Here is a 15,686-nt window from a genome sequence, read left to right on the forward strand (position 1 = left end):
GTGTACCGCAAAGCATCTGCCCAGTCCCCTGGGCCCGGACAGCCTCTGCGAGGCTTCCGGGAAGACAACGGTTTGGGTTCTGATCTCGCCAGAATATCCGCGCCGCAGGTCGAGAGCGAAGCCTAGCGCCGGCGTCCGCCGCCGCGCATCCCGCCCATGTGGCCGCCGAAGCCGCCGCCATAGGCTCCCCGGTCGAACGAGGGGCGGCTGGCGGCCGAGCGTTCGAAGCCGCCGCCGCCGCTGCGGTCGCGTTCGAAGCCGCGGTCGCGGCTGACCCGCTCGCGGTCCAGCGACGGGTCGGGCCGGTCGGTCTTCGAGAACTTGCCGCCGGCCCCGGCCTGTTCCCAGCCGTCCTCGCCGTGCTTGTACACATTGCCGTCCTTGCCGGCGTAGATGTTGCCGTTGATGTCGACGACGCCGCCCTTGGAGATGTCGCCGGTGTCGCGGTCGTAGTGGATGTAGCCCGCGCCCTTCGCCTCGCCGCCGCCCGGGCCCTGGGTGTTGAACCCGCCGATCGCGCCCGCGCCCTCCTGGCCGCGTCCGGCCGCGCCGGCCTGGTTGGTCACGCGGCCGGTCTCGGTGTTGACCACGGTGCGCGAGCCGCCCGCCACGCCTTCGCCGGTATAGATGTTCGAGATCGAGCCGCCCTGGCCCGCCACGACCCGCCCGGTCTGGGGATTGTAGCGCACCCCGCCGGCCGCCGCGGTCGAGGTCCCGGTATAGATGTTGGTGTTGCGACCGGCATAGCCGTAGCCCCGTCCGCCCGTGCGGGTGTTGTAGTAGCCGCCCTGGCCGGCCCGGCCGTAGTTGCCCGTCCAGGGATTGGCCCAGGCCGCGCCCGTGCCGGCCACCACGCTGTTCCCCCAGCGGCCGTAGACATTGCCGGCCACGACGCCGCCGATGGGATAGTAGCCCGGATAGTAGGGATACCAGGGGCCCCACCACGGATCGTACCAGGGATCGTACCAGCCCCATCCGAACGCCAGCGCCCAGCCCATGGCCGCCCCGTAGCCGAAGGCGGCGCCATAGCCGTAGGGCGTGGGGCAGCCGTACCACTCGGTCCCGACCCAGCTGTCGCAGGGATAGCCCGAGCCGTAGACCACGACCCCGTCGCTGACGACGGTGCCGTAGTAGCCGGGGGTGTAGCCGACATAGATCTCGTCGCCGTTGGTCCCGTAGATCGTGACATAGGTCACGTAGTGCAGGGGCGAGGCGCTGGGAATCTTGTAGATCTCGGGCGGCACCTGGGTGGCGGCGGCCCACGGTCCCCTCGGCGCGGCGGCGCTGAACCAGACCCCGTTCTCCAGGGCGTAGTAGCCGGACGCGCCGGCGTTGATCACCGGGGCGTGGGAATTGACCGCGTAGCTCAGCCCCGTGCCCTGGATCGGCTTGAACTTCGGCTCGCCGTCGTAGAGGGCGTCGAAGCGGGCCTCGTTGCGGTTGACAGTAGCCGTCTGCGGGACGGCGTTGGCCACCAGCGACTCCCGGGCTTCGGGCGTGCCGGGGATCGAGGCCAGGACCGCGCCCTTGGGGCCGTCGCCGGGGATCTTGGCGAAGTCGGCGGGCAGGGTCTTGGGATCGACCCAGCGCCAGGGTCCCTTGGACGAGGCGGCCGTGAACCAGCGCCCGGCGATCAGCACGTACCAGCCGCCCGCGCCGTCGATCAGCACGTCGGCGGGGGTGTTGGACACGAACTTCAGGGACGTGCCGGGGATCGGCACGAAGGCGGGATCGCCCTCGACGCTGATCAGTTCGGCGGGATGGGTGCGGACCAGGATCGTGGCCTTGGGCTGGGCGGCGGCCGGGTCGACCTGACGGTCGGCCTGGCCCGGGGGCGGCTTGGCCGGCCCAAGCTTGGCGGCCGCCTGGGTCACGGCCGCCGGCGGCTTGGCGGCGAGGGTCCACGGCCCGTCCAGCGCGGTCGCCGTCGCCCACTTGCCGTCGCGCGTCAGGTAGAAGGCGCCCTGGCTCTTCAGCAGCACGGCGCGGGTGTTGATCACCCGCTCGACGCCGGCCACGCCCGAGGGCTTGAGCACCGGCTGGCCGTCGATCAGCACCAGCAGGGTCGGGGTGAAGGCGAACAGGATCTCGGGCGGGGCGTTGTCGACCGGCTGCGAGACCTCGGGCGATCGGCCCGCCTCCGTGAGGGCCAGCGAGGCTTCCAGCTGGTTCAGGCTGGCCACCAGGCTGGTGGTCGGCGCGACCTTGCGGGCCAGGGCCAGGTAGCGCGTCTCCTGGTCCTTGGCCGCCGGGAAGCTGGCGCGGTCGATGGTCAGCCGGTCCAGCACCACCTCGCGGGCTTCCTTGTCGGTCTCGGTGCGGGCGGTCAGCCAGATGACCCCGTAGTCCTGCTGGGCGACCGCCTTGCCCGACGCGTCCTTGGTCTCGCCGGTCTTCACCGCCATGACGGCCCGGGCCTTCAGGGTCTCGCCCTCCCAGGAGTCGACCTCGGGGCGGTAGAGCGAGAACGACACGCCGTCGACCTGGTACGACCGGGGCCAGGGGCGGGCGTCGATGGTCTTGGCGGCGGTGGTCGCGGCCGGCTCGGCCGCCGTCGCCGCGTCCGGGGACCATGCGCCGCCGGACAGCCCGGCCACACTGACCGGCGCCGTGATCGACAGCGCCAGGCCCATCGCCAATAAGGTCTTCACGGCCGCCTCGCTCGGGGTTTCCGGACCGGCCAGGAAGGCGCGATCGCCGGGTGAGCGGGCATTTTCCCTCGCGAGCGGAGGGGCTCCATAGGGTCATCGCCTCAGGGCCGACCCCGCAAATCGCCTAGCCGGCAGGCGATCAGCCGCCGCAGGATTCGCGGATGATCAGGTCCGTGGGCACCCGCTCCGAGCGGCTGGCGCCCTGGCCGCTGGCGTCCAGCAGCTTGGACACCATCAGCCGGCCCGCCTTGGCGGTGTCCTGCGAGATGGTGCTGAGCGCCGGGCGCGAATAGCGGGCGAAGGGCACGTCGTCATAGCCGATCACCGAGACGTCGCCGGGGATCGACATCCCCGCGTGCTGCAGGGCGCGGATGGCCCCCAGGGCGATCAGGTCCGAGGCGGCGACCACGCCGTCGAACTTCACGCCGCGTTGGATCAGGGAGTCGACGCTGGCCTCGGCGGACTCGACCTCGAAATGGGCCGGCACGATCAGCTCCGGATCGACGCCCAGGCCGAACTGCTCGACGGCGTCCAGATAGCCGCGATGGCGCTGCATGGCCTCGGGGGCCTCGGTGTCGCCCAGGAAGACGATGCGCTTGCGGCCCAGCCGGGCCAGGTGCAGCGTCGCGCGCTTGGCGCCCAGCGGGTTGTCCGACCCCACCGAGCAATAGGCCTGGTCCGGAAGCTGAGCGCCCCAGACCACGAAGCGGCCTTCCGTCTCGGCCAGGCGGTTGAAGGCGGTGTGCAGCCAGCTCTGGCCCAGGAAGATCACGCCGTCGGCGCGGCTGGTGGTCATGGCCACCGACAGGTCCTCGAAACTGGTCGGCGCCACGTGGCTGATGACCAGGTCGCAGCCGCGTTCGCGCGCCGCCTCGCCGACCCCGGCCAGCAGCTCCAGGAAGAACGGGTCCGACAGTCGGCCCTCGCGGCCCTGGGGGCGGGGGACGACGATGGCGATCGTGCCTTCCGCGCCGATCGGGCCGGCGGGCATGTAGCGGCGGAACGGATAGTCCATCTCGCGCGCCAGCTTCCAGATCAGCTGCTTGGTGCGCGTGTTGACGGCCGGGCTGTCGTTCAGCGCCCGCGAGGCGGTGGAGATCGATACGCCGGCCAGCCTGGCCAGGTCTTCAAGCCGCGTCGCACCCTTGGTCACTGTCCCGCCCCGTCCCGTCGAATCTCTGTGTCGAGATGCGCTGCAAAATTTGCCGCAAATCTTTTCAGACCTTTGTTAAGGCGCCGTGGACATGCTTTTCAAGCGCCATGGGTGAGGCGCGGCCGCGTTCCGTCGCGCGATATTGAAAATTTATGCAATCTTCTGCCATCTTCCTTGGCTGCGGGATGGGCTCCGAGCCCCGAGGGTTCCGTGGAATTCCTCATGTATCCGCACTTCAAGCCCGGAAAATTTGGAAAATTCCGTTGCCAGCCGGAACGGCGCATGCACAAATGCCGCCTCACAAAGCGCTGAAAAAATTTGCGCAAAGTTCCGGTCAACGGGGCGGGGAAGGGGAGCGATGGCGACCAAGGCTCGACTGAATGTCTTCCAGATCTGGAACATGTGCTTCGGGTTCTTCGGGATCCAGATCGGTTTCGGGCTGCAGAACGCCAACACCTCGCGAATCTTCCAGAGCCTCGGCGTCGAGGTGAACCACCTGGCGATCCTGTGGATCGCCGCCCCGGCCACCGGCCTGCTGGTGCAGCCGATCATCGGCTATCTCAGCGACAAGACCTGGGGCCGCCTGGGCCGCCGCCGCCCGTACTTCCTGTGGGGCGCGATCCTGACCAGCGCCGCCCTGGTGGTCATGCCCAACGCCCCGGTCCTGTGGATCGCCGCGGCCGCCCTGTGGGTGATGGACGCCTCGATAAACATCACCATGGAGCCGTTCCGGGCCTTCGTCGGCGACAACCTGCCCGACGAGCAGCGCGCCTCGGGCTACGCCATGCAGAGCTTCTTCATCGGCGTCGGGGCGGTTCTGGCCTCGGCCCTGCCGTGGATGCTGACCCACTGGTTCTCGGTCAGCAACGTGGCCGAGGGCGGCGGCGTGCCGCCGTCGGTGCACATCGCCTTCTACGCCGGCGCGGCGGGCCTGCTGCTGGCCGTGCTGTGGACGGTGTTCACCACCCGCGAATACAGCCCCGACCAGCTGGCCGCCTTCGAGGCGTCCGACCCCGCGCGCAAGGCCGCGGCGGAAGCCGACGCCCCGACCCGCACGGTCCGCGCCTACATCGTCGGCGGCCTGGTCTGGACCGTGGCCGGCCTGCTGCTGGCCGCCGCGATCTTCGCGGCGCGGCTGGAGAAGGAGGTCTATGTCCTGGCCGGCATGGTCGGCCTGTTCGGCGCGGCGCAGCTGGTCGCCGGCCTGCTGCGGCGGGGCGGACGGACCGCCAACGGCTTCTCGGAAGTGGTCGAGGACCTGTTCCGCATGCCCGCCACCATGAAGCAGCTGGCGGTGGTCCAGTTCTTCTCGTGGTTCGGCCTGTTCGCCATGTGGATCTACACGACCCCGGCCGTCGCCGCCTTCCACTACCACGCCGCCGACACCGCCTCGCGGGCCTATAACGACGGCGCCGACTGGGTGGGGGTGCTGTTCGCCATCTACAACGGCGTGGCGGCCCTGGCGGCCCTGGTGATCCCGACGATCGCCCGCGCCGTCGGCCGCAAGGCCAGCCACGCCCTGTGCCTGGGCCTGGGCGGCCTGGGCCTGGCGGCCTTCCCGCTGATCCGCGACCCCGGCCTGCTGTGGCTGCCGATGATCGGCGTGGGCTTCGCCTGGTCGTCGATCCTGTCGGCCCCGTACTCGATCCTGTCGGGCGCCCTGCCGGCACGGAAGATGGGCGTCTACATGGGCATCTTCAATTTCTTCATCGTCATCCCGCAGCTGCTGGCCGCGACCATCCTGGGCCTGCTGCTGAGGGCGTTCTTCGGCGGCGAGGCGATCTGGGCCCTGGTCCTGGGCGCGGGCGGGATGCTGGCCGCCGCCGCCTGCGTGTTCCTGGTCCGCGACGTGGGCGAGCCCAAGGCCGCGCCGGCCGCCGTCCCGGCGCCCGAAGTCCTGTCAAAAGCTTGAATCGCGTCTCATCGACGCCGTCATTTCACGAGGTAGTTCCATGCGTTGCCTGAAGATGCTCGCGCTCGCTTCAACGGCCGCCGTCGCCCTGGGCGCCGCCGCTCACGCCCAGACCCCGACCACCTGGGCCTATGCCGCCAAGACCGGCGTCGGGGCGTCCTACGAGGCCTATGTCGACGGCGCCTACAAGGACGGCGGCCCGACGGGCGCGGTGTCGAAGGTGTGGTTCTCGATCGCCGACGGGACCCTGACCGAGACCATGTACGGCCTGATCCACGAGGCCCAGATCAAGCAGCTGCGCTTTGCCGTGCGGTTCTCGCGCGGGATCGCGATCGAGGGACCGGACACCACGACGAAGACCGAGTATCTCCACGTCGATGCGGCGGGACGTCCTCTATCGCCGGCCTACAAGGTCACCACGACGCACAAGGGCGGCGCGTTCGAGATCGAGAAGCGGATCTTCACGGATCCCGATCGCCAGTCGCTGTTCGTTCGCGTCACCTTCCGGGCCCTGAAGGGACCGATCACGCCCTATCTGCTGCTCGAGCCGCATATGGCCAATACCGGCGGCGACGACGCCGGGACGGCCAGCAACACAGCCCTGACCGCGAATGAGAAGGACGTGTTCCTGGCCCTGAAGGGGTCGCAACCGTTCAGCGCGGCCAGCGCGGGCTTCCTGGGCAAGACGGACGGGCTCACGGACCTGGCCGCCGACGGCCAGTTGAACGACCTCCATGCTGACACCGGGAATGTCCGTGGCGCGATCATGCTCACGGGTCGCGTCGCCGAGATCAAGGACGGTGAAGTGACGGTGGACTACGCCATCGGTTTCGGCCCCAACGCCGCCGCCGCCGACCAGGCCGCCTCGGCCACGCTCAAGACCGGCTATGACGAGGTCCTGGCCCGCTACAACGGCGAGGGCGACCGCGTCGGCTGGGAGGACTATCTGGCTTCGCTGACCGAGCTGCCGCGCCTGCGCGAGGCATCGGAGGACGGCGGCAAGCTGGTCCAGGCCAGCGCCCTGATGCTGAAGGTGCAGGAGGACCGCACCTATGCCGGCGCCCTGATCGCCTCGCTGTCCAACCCGTGGGGCGACACGGTCGACGCCTCCAAGCCCTCGACGGGCTACAAGGCCGTCTGGCCGCGCGACTTCTACCAGTGCGCCATGGCCCTGGCGGCCCTGGGCGACAAGCAGACCCCGCTGGCGGCCTTCCACTACCTGCCGCAGGTGCAGGTCAAGGCCGGCACCAAGGGCAATACCGGCGTCGGCGGCTGGTTCCTGCAGAAGACCTGGGTGGACGGCACCACCGAATGGGTCGGCGTCCAGCTGGACCAGACGGCCATGCCGATCATGCTGGGCTGGAAGCTGTGGAAGCTGGGCTGGCTCTCGGAAGCCGACCTGAAGGCCTACTACGGCAAGATGATCAAGCCGGCGGCCGACTTCCTGGTCGACGGCGGCAAGGTGGGGATCGGCTGGAACCACGAGACGATCACGCCGCCGTTCACCCAGCAGGAGCGCTGGGAAGAGCAGGGCGGCTACTCGCCCTCGACCACGGCGGCGACCATCGCCGGCCTGGTCACGGCGGGCGACATCGCCGAGCAGGCGGGCGATGCGACCGGAGCGGCCCGCTACCGGGCCACGGCCGACGCCTATTCTGCCAAGGTCGAGGCCCTGATGGTCACCACCAAGGGGCCGTTCGGCGACGGGACCTACTATGTCCGCCTGAACCAGAACGAGGACCCCAACGACCACGCCCCGATCGGCGCCGCCAACGGCCAGATCGCCCCGCCCAAGGACCAGGTGGTCGACGGCGGCTTCCTGGAGCTGGTCCGCTACGGCGTGCGCCGGGCCGACGATAAGGCGATCGTCGGCAGCCTGCCGGAACTGGACGACACCAGCCGGGCCGACCTCTACCGCGTGCGCTACGACTTCACGTTCCCCGGCGTCGAGGGCGAGTTCCCGGGCTGGCGGCGCTACGACGTCGACGGCTACGGCGAGGACGCCCAGACGGGCGCCAACTACGGCGTCGGCGGCAAGATGAGCCCCGGCCAGCGCGGCCGGGTCTGGCCGATCTTCACCGGCGAGCGCGGCCACTACGAGCTGGCCCTGGCCAGCCTGAACGGCAAGCCCGACGCCGCCACGATCCGCAAGATCCGTGACCGCTACGTCAAGGCCATGGAGCTGTTCGCCAACGACGGCCTGCTGATCCCCGAACAGGTCTGGGACGGCATCGGCCCCAATCCGCACGGCTATGCGCGCGGCGAGGGCACGGACTCGGCCACGCCCCTGGCCTGGTCGCACGCCGAATACGTCAAGCTGCTGCGCTCGGTCAGCGACGGCCAGGTGTGGGATCGCTACGAGCCGGTGGCGGCGCGCTACGCGAAGTAGAACGGCCAAGCTTCGTCCGCGCCTGCGAAATCCGGCGCGGACGAAAGTGTCGCTTTTGAAGCTTCACCTTAAGGGCAGCTCGAACAGCGCGCCCCCGAAGGTGTCGGCGCCGCGGCCGATCTCGGCGACGGCGGCCGACATGCGACCGCCTCGACCCAGCGCCGCGTCGGCCAGGCTGACCATCAGCGGGTTCGGGGTGGCGTAGGGCGCGGCGGCGCGCAGGGCCTGGGCGATGTCGCGCTCGGCGCGCTCCGGCCCGCGTTGGCAGGCGACGATGAAGGCGGCCGCCGTCGAGCGGCTGACCCCGGCCCAGCAGTGGACCAGCATCGGCCGCGCGGCGTCCCAGCCGGCGGCGAAGTCCAGCAGCCGCGCGACCAGGGCCGCGTCGGGTGCGGTGTAGCCTTCGCGCGGTTCAGGGATGTCGTGGAAGGCCAGGCGCAGGTGGGCGTCGCCGAGGTCCGAGGCGGGCCAGACGGCTTCGCCGGTGGGCGACAGCAGGCTCACCAGATGCGAGGGCCGGTGGAGGGCCCGCGCCGCCTCGACCTGGCTGAGGGGGCAGACCAGCAGGGTCATCGGATCGTCGCCATCGCCGAGACGCCCAGCACGACGCCCAGCTCGCAGGCCTGTTCGATCCCGCCCAGCACGTCGCCGGTGTGGCCGCCGATCAGCCGCCGGGCCGTCAGGGCCAGCACCGCCGCCAGGGCCGCCCCGACGGCCGCCCCGGCAAGGCCCGTCCAGCCCAGCAGCGCCAGGGGCCACAGGCCAAGCACGGCGGCGACCAGCAGTTCGAACGGCCGCACGCCGTCGGGCGCGGGCTTGTACTTGGCGTCGTCGCGGTCGCTGACATGCCGGCCCAGCACCATGACCGCGACGGCGGCCACGCGGCCCGCGCCGTGGGCGGCGACCAAGGCCAGGGCGGCGGTCGCCAGGGGCAGGGTCGCCAGGGCGGCGACCTTGATCGCCAGGGTCAGGCCCAGGGCCAGGACGCCATAGGTCCCGACCCGGCTGTCCTTCATGATCTCCAGCCGGCGGGCCGGGGTCTGGCCGCCGCCCAGGCCGTCGGCGGTGTCGGCCAGGCCGTCCTCGTGGAAGCCGCCGGTGACCAGCACCCCCGCCGCCACGGCCAGCAGGGCGGGCAGGAGGCCGGTCCACAGCTGTCCCGCCGCCAGCAGAACCCCCGCGCTGATCGCGCCGACGATCAGCCCGACCAGCGGGTAGTAGCGGGCGGCGCGGGTGATCCAGTCCGGCTGGAAGTCGGCGAAAGACGGGGCCGGCAGCCGGGTCAGGAACTGCAGGGCGCAGAAGAACAGCTTCAGCTGGCGCGGCATCAGTCGGGGGCGGCCCATCAATCGGGAGCGGCCAAGACGTCGGCCAGGGCGGCGACGTCGGTCAGCAGGTTGGCGGCCGCGACCAGCAGCGGGGCGGCCAGGGCCGCGCCGGTGCCTTCGCCCAGCCGCAGGTCCAGGTCCAGCAGCGGGCGGACGCCCAGGGTCCGCAGCATCAGGGGATGGCCGCGCTCGGCCGAGCCGTGGGCGAAGACGCAGTAGTCCAGGGCCGCGGGGACCAGGCGGATGGCGGCCAGGGCGGCGGCCGTGCTGATGAAACCGTCGACCAGGACCGCGCGCCGCATCGAGGCCGCGCCCAGCACGGCCCCGGCCATCATGGCGATCTCGCAGCCGCCGAACTGCGCCAGCACGTCCAGCGGCTGGGTCGCGTCGGAGCGCCAGGCGGCGCGGGCGATGCCGGCCTGCTTGCGCGCCAGGCCGGCGGCGTCGTGGCCCGTGCCCTGGCCGACGCAGACCTCGAGCGGCGCGTTGGCCAGGCGGTGCATGATCAGGGCGGCGGACGAGCTGTTGCCGATGCCCATCTCGCCCAGGGCGATGACGTCGGCGCCGTCGGCGGCGGCCGAGCGGGCGATGTCGGCGCCCTTGACGATGGCGGCCAGCACCTCGTCCGGCGTCAGGGCCGGCTCGCGGGCGGCGTTGCGGGTCCCGCGCCGGATCTTGGCGGCGATCAGCTCGGGATGGTCGGGCAGGTCGGCGTCGACCCCGGCGTCCACGACCCGGACCGCGACGCCCGTGGCCCGCGCCAGGGCGCCGACGCTGGACCGGCCGGACAGGAACAGCCCGACCATGGCCGCCGTGACGCTGGACGGATAGGCCGAGACGCCCTCGGCGGTCAGGCCATGGTCGCCGGCGAAAACGTAGAGGTCGGTGCGCGCGATGCGGGGGTCCAGCCGGTTCTGGATCAGGCCGATCCGCACGGCCAGGTCCTCCAGCCGCCCCAGCGATCCGGGCGGCTTGGCCTTGCCGTCCAGCAGGGCGCGCAGGGCGGGCTCCAGCGCGGCGTCGACCGGGGTGATGGCGGCGGTGAGGGCGGAAAGCGTGGTCATGACGAGATCTTGGATAGCCGAGGGAGGGTTATTGGGCGAGGGCGATGATCAGGCCGGCCGCCAGCGGGATCAGCCAGAGCAGGGCGCAGGCGCGGCGATAGAGGCGCAGGCCCCGTTCGAGGTCGTCGGCGGTCGGGCGCGGCCCGTCGCCGAAGGTCGGTCGGGCGACGATCTCGCCGTCGTAGCGGGCCTCGCCGCCCAGCTGGACGGCCAGCGCCCCGGCCATGGCCGCCTCGGGCCAGCCCGCGTTGGGCGAGGCGTGGCGGCGGGCGTCGCGCAGCATGGTCCGCCAGCCGCCCCCGCCGGCCAGGGCGATCAGGGCGCCGGCCAGCCGCGCGGGGATCAGGTTCAGCAGGTCGTCGGTCCGCGCCGAGGCCCAGCCGAACGCTCGCCAGCGCGGTTCCCTGTGCCCGACCAGGCTGTCGGCGGTGTTGACGCTCTTGTAGACGAACAGGCCCGGCAGGCCGCCGGCCAGCAGCCAGAAGGCCGGGGCGGCGACGCCGTCGTTGAAGCTTTCGGCCAGGCTCTCCAGGGCTGCGGCCGCCACGCCCTCGGCGTCGAGCGCCTCGGTGTCGCGCCCGACGATCATCGCCACCGCCGCGCGGGCGGCCGGCAGGTCGCCGGCTTGCAGCGGCGCCAGCACGGCGGCGACGTGGTCGTGCAGACTGCGCTGGGCCAGGCCCGTCGTGGCGATCAGGGCGACCAGGGTCAGGGCCGGGAGGCTGGAGCCCAGGGCGGCGTGGATCGCGACGCCCAGCGCGGCGGCGGCCAGGATCAGCAGCAGGACCAGGACCACGCCCAGCGCCCGCCGTCGCCCGTCCGAGGCGTCCGGCCGGTTCCAGCGCCGCTCCAGCCCCTCGATCAGCGCCGCCGGCCAGGCGACCGGATGCTTCAGCCCGGCGGGATAGCCCAGCACCGCTTCCAGGCCCAGGGCCAGGGCCGCGACCCAGGGCCAGGGCGCGGCCTCATCCATCCGCGCGACCGATCAGCTCGATCAGGGGACCGGCCGCGCCGGGCACGATGACCGCCTCCACGCCGTAGGCCTGCTTCAGCACCGCCGGCGTCAGGGCGTCCAGCGGCGCGGCGTCGGCGATCAGGGCCCCGTCGCGCAGCACCAGCACCCGGTCGGCCAGGCGCAGGGCCACGCCCAGGTCGTGCAGGGTCATGACCACGCCGTGGCCGTGCTCGACGGCGAAGGCGCGCATCAGGTCGACGGTGTCCAGCTGGTGGCCCGGGTCCAGACCGGCCAGGGGCTCGTCGGCCAGCAGCCACGACGGCTCGCCCGCCAGCACCCGGGCCAGCAGGGCGCGGGCCCGCTCGCCGCCCGACAGGGTCAGGACGTCGCGATGGGCCAGGCCCGTCATGCGGGTGCGGACCAGGGCGGCCTGGACGGCGGCATGGTCGGCGTCGCTGAGGCCCCGCGCGCCGCTGTGCGGCGTGCGGCCCAGGCCGACCAGGGTCTCGACGTCCACGGCCCAGGCCACCTCGGGCGTCTGGGGCAGGAAGCCGATGCGCCTGGCGCGCTCGCGGTGCGACAGGGTCAGGATCGGCTCGATCCCCAGCGACACGCGCCCGTCGTCGGGCCGACGCAGTCCGGCCAGGCAGGCCAGCAGGGTCGACTTGCCCGCGCCGTTGGGGCCGACGATGGCCGTGACCTCTCCCGGACGGAACCGGGCGTTCACGCCGGCCAGCACCGCCTGGCCGCCCAGGGCGACGGTCAGGGTTTCGGCGACGAGATCGTTCATGCCGCTCTCCTTCATGCCAGCCTCCGGCGCATCGAGATCAGCAGGGCCAGGAAGAACGGCCCGCCCACGGCGGCCATGGCCACGCCCAGGCGGACCTCGGCGGCCGAGGGCGTCAGCCGCACCACGATGTCGGCGGCCAGCACCAGGACCGCTCCGGCCACGGCGCTGGGGGCCAGCAGCGCGCCCGGCTGGTGGCCGACCAGCGGCCGCATCAGGTGCGGCACGATCAGGCCGACGAAGCCGATCATGCCCGTCACCGCCACGCTGGCGCCCGAGGCCAGGCCGACGCCGACGGCCAGCAGCACGCGCGTCAGGTTCAGGTCCACGCCCAGCGCCTTGGCGCCGGTCTCGCCCAGGGTCAGGGCGTTCAGGGCCCGGCCCAGGAACAGCATCAGGCCCGAACCGACGGCGATGAAGGGCAGGGCGCGCCAGACGTCGTCGGCGCTGCGGTCGGCCAGCGAGCCCAGCAGCCAGTTGATGATCTCCTGCGCGGCCCAGGGGCTGGGGGCCAGGCTCAGCGCCAGGGCGACCCCGGCGCTGGCCACGGTGTTGAGGATCACCCCCGCCAGGATGAAGGTGATGGTCCCGCCGGTCCCGCCCGCCAGCACCAGCATGACCCCCACGCCGACGATCGCGCCGATCATGGCCGCCGCGAACAGCAGCCAGGGCGTGGAGAGGCCGAGGCTCAGATACATGGTCATCACCGCCCCGAGGGCCGCCATGGACGACACGCCCAGCACGCCGGGATCGGCCAGCGGGTTGCGGGTGTAGCCCTGCATGGCCGCGCCGGAGAGGCCCAGAGCGGCGCCGACCGCGACCGCCAGGACGGTCCGGGGCAGGCGCAGCTCGAAGATGATCGCCCAGCGCGGGTCGTGGCTCGCCGACGACCAGGCGCTCCACGGCACCCAGACGCGGCCGGCCATCAGCGACAGCCCGCTCAGCAGCACGACGAGCAGGCAGAGCCCGCCCAGCAGAAGAAGGCGCTTGGTCATGCGGCGGCTCCCAGGACTTGTCGGCGGGCGGTGGCCAGGGCGGCGGCGGTGTCCATCAGGCCGGGACCGCCGCAATAGAGCAGCCGCTCGGGGAACACCGCGCGGGTCATGCGCGGCGAGACGCTGGCCAGAGCCGGGTGGTTGAGGATGCGTTCGGCCCAGGTCGGGGCGTTGGGCGCGGCCTGGCCGGCCAGCAGCACCTCGGGCGGATCGGCCAGCAGGCGCTCCAGCGAGACATTGCCCCACTTCTTCAGCCCGTAGCGCTGGGCGACGTTCACGAAGCCGGCGCGGCGCATCATCTCGTCGACCAGGGTGCCGTGGCCGGCGGCGAAGCCGTTGGGCTGGAAGACCAGGGCGGTGACCGGACGGGTTCCCGGACGCGGCGCGGCCTTGGCCATGGCCGCCTCGACCCGGGCGATCAGCGCCTCGCCCCGTTCCGGGTGGCCGGCGGCCTCGGCGATGCGGCGGATCTGGTCCTGGTTCTCGACCCAGCTGTTGGGCACCTTGAACAGCTCGGTGCGGATGCCCAGCCGTTTCAAGGCGGCGCGGGTGGCGGGCGAGGAATGGGCGGCGGTCAGCACCACGTCGGGCCGCAGGGCGATCACCTCCTCGGCGCTCTCGTAGGTCATCGGATAGGTCAGGGCGATCTTGGCGATGCTCGATTGCTGCGGATCGCGGGCGTAGTGGCTGAGCGCCACGACCTGCGGACGGTCGGCCACGTGGACCAGCACGGCGTCCAGGCAGGGATTGAGCGAGATGACGCGGGGCAGGGCGCGGGCGCTCGCCGCGCCGCCCGAGAGGCCGGCCGCCAAGCCCGCGCCGACCGCCGTTCTCCGCGTCAGGCCGGTCAAAACTCGACCCCGCGCTGGGCCTTGAAGCCCTGCTCGAACGGATGCTTGACCAGGGTCATCTCGGTGACCAGGTCGGCGATCTCCAGCAGTTGCGGCTTGGCGTTGCGGCCGGTCAGGCACACGTGCTTGTCGTTGGGGCGGGCCTTCAGCACCGCCACCACCTCGTCGATGTCGAGATAGTCGTAGCGCAGGGCGATGTTGATCTCGTCCAACAGCACGAAATCCAGCTTGGGGTCGGCGATCATCTCCTGGGAGACCAGCCAGGCGGCGCGGGCGGCGGCGATGTCGCGCTCGCGGTCCTGGGTGTCCCAGGTGAAGCCCTCGCCCATCACCTCGTAGCGGACCTGGTCGGGGAACTTCTTGAAGAACAGCCGCTCGCCGGTCTTCCACTTGCCCTTGATGTACTGGACGACGCCGACCTTCAGGCCCCAGCCCAGGTGGCGGGCCACCATGCCGAAGCCGGCCGACGACTTGCCCTTGCCGTCGCCGGTGTGGACCAGCAGCAGGCCCTTCTCGAGGGTCTTGGTCTCCATCATCGCGTCGCGCTCGGCCTTCAGGGCCTTCATCGCTTCGGCGTGCTTGGCATTGAGGTCTTGGACGTTCGGGTCTTCGCTCATCAGAGGGTCTCCAGGGCGTCGGCGAGGCGGAGCCAGTCCTGTTCGGCGCCGGGCAGGCCGAAGCGGATCAGCGTCTCGTCCCAGGGGAAGGGGCGGGTGAGGATGCCGGCCCGGGCCAGGGCCTCGAACCGGCGCGGCGCGTCGGCGGCCCGCGCCAGCCGGAACAGGGTCGTCCCGCCCGCGATCTCGAACCCGGCGCGGCGCAGAAGGCCGTCCAGCTGCACGGTGTCCTCGATCAGGCGCAGCCGGGTCTGGGCCGCCCAGGCGGTGTCGGGATAGGCCGCCAGGCCGGCGGCGATCGCCGGGCCCGACACCGGCCAGTCGCCCAGCGCCTGGCGGGCGCGGGCGGCCAGGGCCGGTTCGGCGACCAGGAAGCCCAGCCGCACGCCGGCCAGGCCGTGGAACTTGCCGAACGAGCGCAGGACGATCAGTCGCTCGAAGCCGGACGTCCCGGCCAGCGCGCCGACCGACCCGGACGGATCGACCTCGACGAAGGCCTCGTCGACCAGCAGCGGTCCGTCGGCCAGGTCCAGGACCTGGTCGGGCGGTACGACGCGGCCGGTCGGATTGTCCGGATTGACCAGGACGCGCAGGTCGGCCGACCGGTCGCCGGGGTCGACGATCTCGGCCCCGGCCCCTCGCCAGGCCTCGGCGTGGCCGCCGTAGGTCCGGGCCGAGATCGCGATCCGCCGCCCTTCGAGCAGGCGCGGCAGCAGGCGGATCAACGCCTCGCTGCCGGCCGCGGCGACGACCCGCGCGGGATCCTCGACCCCGAACACCGTCGCCGCGACCCGTTCCAGGGCCCGCAGGGACTCCGGATCGGGCAACCGCGACCAGGTCTCCGGCGCGAACGCCGGGAGCGGGTAGGGGTGAGGATTGATCCCCGTCGACAGGTCGATCCAGGGCGTCGGCGCGTCCGGCCAGGCCGTCCGCGCCGCGCCGAGGCGTCCGCCGTGGCCGAGCAGGGCCGCCGGCGTGGCCATG

13 protein-coding genes are annotated in these 15,686 nt (G+C 72.1%); 2 read left to right on the forward strand and 11 right to left on the reverse strand.

Annotation, left to right across the window (positions count from 1 at the left end; translation table 11 throughout):
* Positions 1–122: 122 nt before the first annotated feature.
* Complete coding sequence (locus BR39_RS0124285) at positions 123–2,651, reverse strand: hypothetical protein (protein WP_156035882.1); 2,529 nt, start codon at positions 2,649–2,651, stop codon at positions 123–125.
* 139 nt (positions 2,652–2,790) lie between these two features.
* The gene (locus tag BR39_RS0124290; RefSeq protein WP_231499553.1) at positions 2,791–3,864 is read right to left on the reverse strand and encodes a LacI family DNA-binding transcriptional regulator; all 1,074 of its coding nucleotides are present in this window, start codon (positions 3,862–3,864) and stop codon (positions 2,791–2,793) included.
* Positions 3,865–4,162: 298 nt separating this feature from the next.
* On the opposite strand from BR39_RS0124290, the gene BR39_RS0124295 reads away from it, so the two are divergent.
* Together BR39_RS0124295 and BR39_RS0124300 are read left to right on the forward strand one after the other, a co-directional pair.
* Positions 4,163–5,716 carry an MFS transporter gene (locus tag BR39_RS0124295; protein WP_051696085.1) on the forward strand — a complete coding sequence of 518 codons (1,554 nt, stop codon included), beginning with the start codon at positions 4,163–4,165 and terminating at the stop codon, positions 5,714–5,716.
* Positions 5,717–5,756: 40 nt separating this feature from the next.
* The gene (locus BR39_RS0124300; protein ID WP_029917089.1) at positions 5,757–8,105 is read left to right on the forward strand and encodes a glucan 1,4-alpha-glucosidase; all 2,349 of its coding nucleotides are present in this window, start codon (positions 5,757–5,759) and stop codon (positions 8,103–8,105) included.
* Between the two features lie 63 nt (positions 8,106–8,168).
* On the opposite strand, the gene BR39_RS0124305 is transcribed toward BR39_RS0124300, so the two are convergent.
* Genes BR39_RS0124305 through BR39_RS0124345 form a run of 9 tightly spaced genes read right to left on the reverse strand, consistent with a single transcriptional unit; the run spans position 8,169 to position 15,685 of the window.
* Positions 8,169–8,678, reverse strand: coding sequence for a tyrosine phosphatase family protein (locus BR39_RS0124305; RefSeq protein ID WP_029917093.1), 510 nt, complete (start codon positions 8,676–8,678; stop codon positions 8,169–8,171).
* Complete coding sequence (cobS, locus tag BR39_RS0124310) at positions 8,675–9,451, reverse strand: adenosylcobinamide-GDP ribazoletransferase (RefSeq protein WP_231499549.1); 777 nt, start codon at positions 9,449–9,451, stop codon at positions 8,675–8,677. The genes BR39_RS0124305 and cobS overlap by 4 nt, the downstream gene beginning before the upstream one ends.
* The gene (gene cobT / locus BR39_RS0124315) at positions 9,451–10,497 is read right to left on the reverse strand and encodes a nicotinate-nucleotide--dimethylbenzimidazole phosphoribosyltransferase (RefSeq protein ID WP_029917099.1); all 1,047 of its coding nucleotides are present in this window, start codon (positions 10,495–10,497) and stop codon (positions 9,451–9,453) included. Before cobT ends, cobS begins: the two co-directional genes overlap by 1 nt.
* Before the next feature lie 28 nt (positions 10,498–10,525).
* Positions 10,526–11,470, reverse strand: coding sequence for an adenosylcobinamide-phosphate synthase CbiB (gene cbiB, locus BR39_RS0124320; protein ID WP_051696087.1), 945 nt, complete (start codon positions 11,468–11,470; stop codon positions 10,526–10,528).
* Positions 11,463–12,242, reverse strand: coding sequence for an ABC transporter ATP-binding protein (locus BR39_RS0124325; RefSeq protein WP_029917103.1), 780 nt, complete (start codon positions 12,240–12,242; stop codon positions 11,463–11,465). Before BR39_RS0124325 ends, cbiB begins: the two co-directional genes overlap by 8 nt.
* 11 nt (positions 12,243–12,253) lie before the next feature.
* On the reverse strand, positions 12,254–13,234 hold the full coding sequence (locus BR39_RS0124330; RefSeq protein WP_029917105.1) for an iron ABC transporter permease: 981 nt from the start codon (positions 13,232–13,234) through the stop codon (positions 12,254–12,256).
* A complete protein-coding gene (locus BR39_RS0124335) occupies positions 13,231–14,085 on the reverse strand; it encodes an ABC transporter substrate-binding protein (RefSeq protein WP_029917107.1) in 855 nt (284 codons plus the stop codon). The genes BR39_RS0124330 and BR39_RS0124335 overlap by 4 nt, the downstream gene beginning before the upstream one ends.
* A complete protein-coding gene (gene cobO, locus BR39_RS0124340) occupies positions 14,082–14,702 on the reverse strand; it encodes a cob(I)yrinic acid a,c-diamide adenosyltransferase (RefSeq protein ID WP_029917108.1) in 621 nt (206 codons plus the stop codon). The genes BR39_RS0124335 and cobO overlap by 4 nt, the downstream gene beginning before the upstream one ends.
* A complete protein-coding gene (locus BR39_RS0124345) occupies positions 14,702–15,685 on the reverse strand; it encodes a threonine-phosphate decarboxylase (protein ID WP_029917110.1) in 984 nt (327 codons plus the stop codon). The genes cobO and BR39_RS0124345 overlap by 1 nt, the downstream gene beginning before the upstream one ends.
* Position 15,686 lies beyond the last annotated feature (1 nt).

The organism is Caulobacter sp. UNC358MFTsu5.1, from assembly GCF_000712075.1.
Classification (GTDB): Bacteria; Pseudomonadota; Alphaproteobacteria; order Caulobacterales; family Caulobacteraceae; genus Caulobacter.

What these genes read in the sequence shown, in the direction of transcription:
- BR39_RS0124295 (WP_051696085.1), top strand. Translation starts at nt 4,163, where the DNA reads ATGGCGACCAAGGCTCGACTGAATGTCTTCCAGATCTGGAACATGTGC.
- BR39_RS0124300 (WP_029917089.1), top strand. Translation starts at nt 5,757, where the DNA reads ATGCGTTGCCTGAAGATGCTCGCGCTCGCTTCAACGGCCGCCGTCGCC.
- BR39_RS0124305 (WP_029917093.1), bottom strand. Translation starts at nt 8,678, where the DNA reads ATGACCCTGCTGGTCTGCCCCCTCAGCCAGGTCGAGGCGGCGCGGGCC.
- cobS (WP_231499549.1), bottom strand. Translation starts at nt 9,451, where the DNA reads ATGGGCCGCCCCCGACTGATGCCGCGCCAGCTGAAGCTGTTCTTCTGC.
- cobT (WP_029917099.1), bottom strand. Translation starts at nt 10,497, where the DNA reads ATGACCACGCTTTCCGCCCTCACCGCCGCCATCACCCCGGTCGACGCC.
- cbiB (WP_051696087.1), bottom strand. Translation starts at nt 11,470, where the DNA reads ATGGATGAGGCCGCGCCCTGGCCCTGGGTCGCGGCCCTGGCCCTGGGC.
- BR39_RS0124325 (WP_029917103.1), bottom strand. Translation starts at nt 12,242, where the DNA reads ATGAACGATCTCGTCGCCGAAACCCTGACCGTCGCCCTGGGCGGCCAG.
- BR39_RS0124330 (WP_029917105.1), bottom strand. Translation starts at nt 13,234, where the DNA reads ATGACCAAGCGCCTTCTTCTGCTGGGCGGGCTCTGCCTGCTCGTCGTG.
- cobO (WP_029917108.1), bottom strand. Translation starts at nt 14,702, where the DNA reads ATGAGCGAAGACCCGAACGTCCAAGACCTCAATGCCAAGCACGCCGAA.
- BR39_RS0124345 (WP_029917110.1), bottom strand. Translation starts at nt 15,685, where the DNA reads ATGGCCACGCCGGCGGCCCTGCTCGGCCACGGCGGACGCCTCGGCGCG.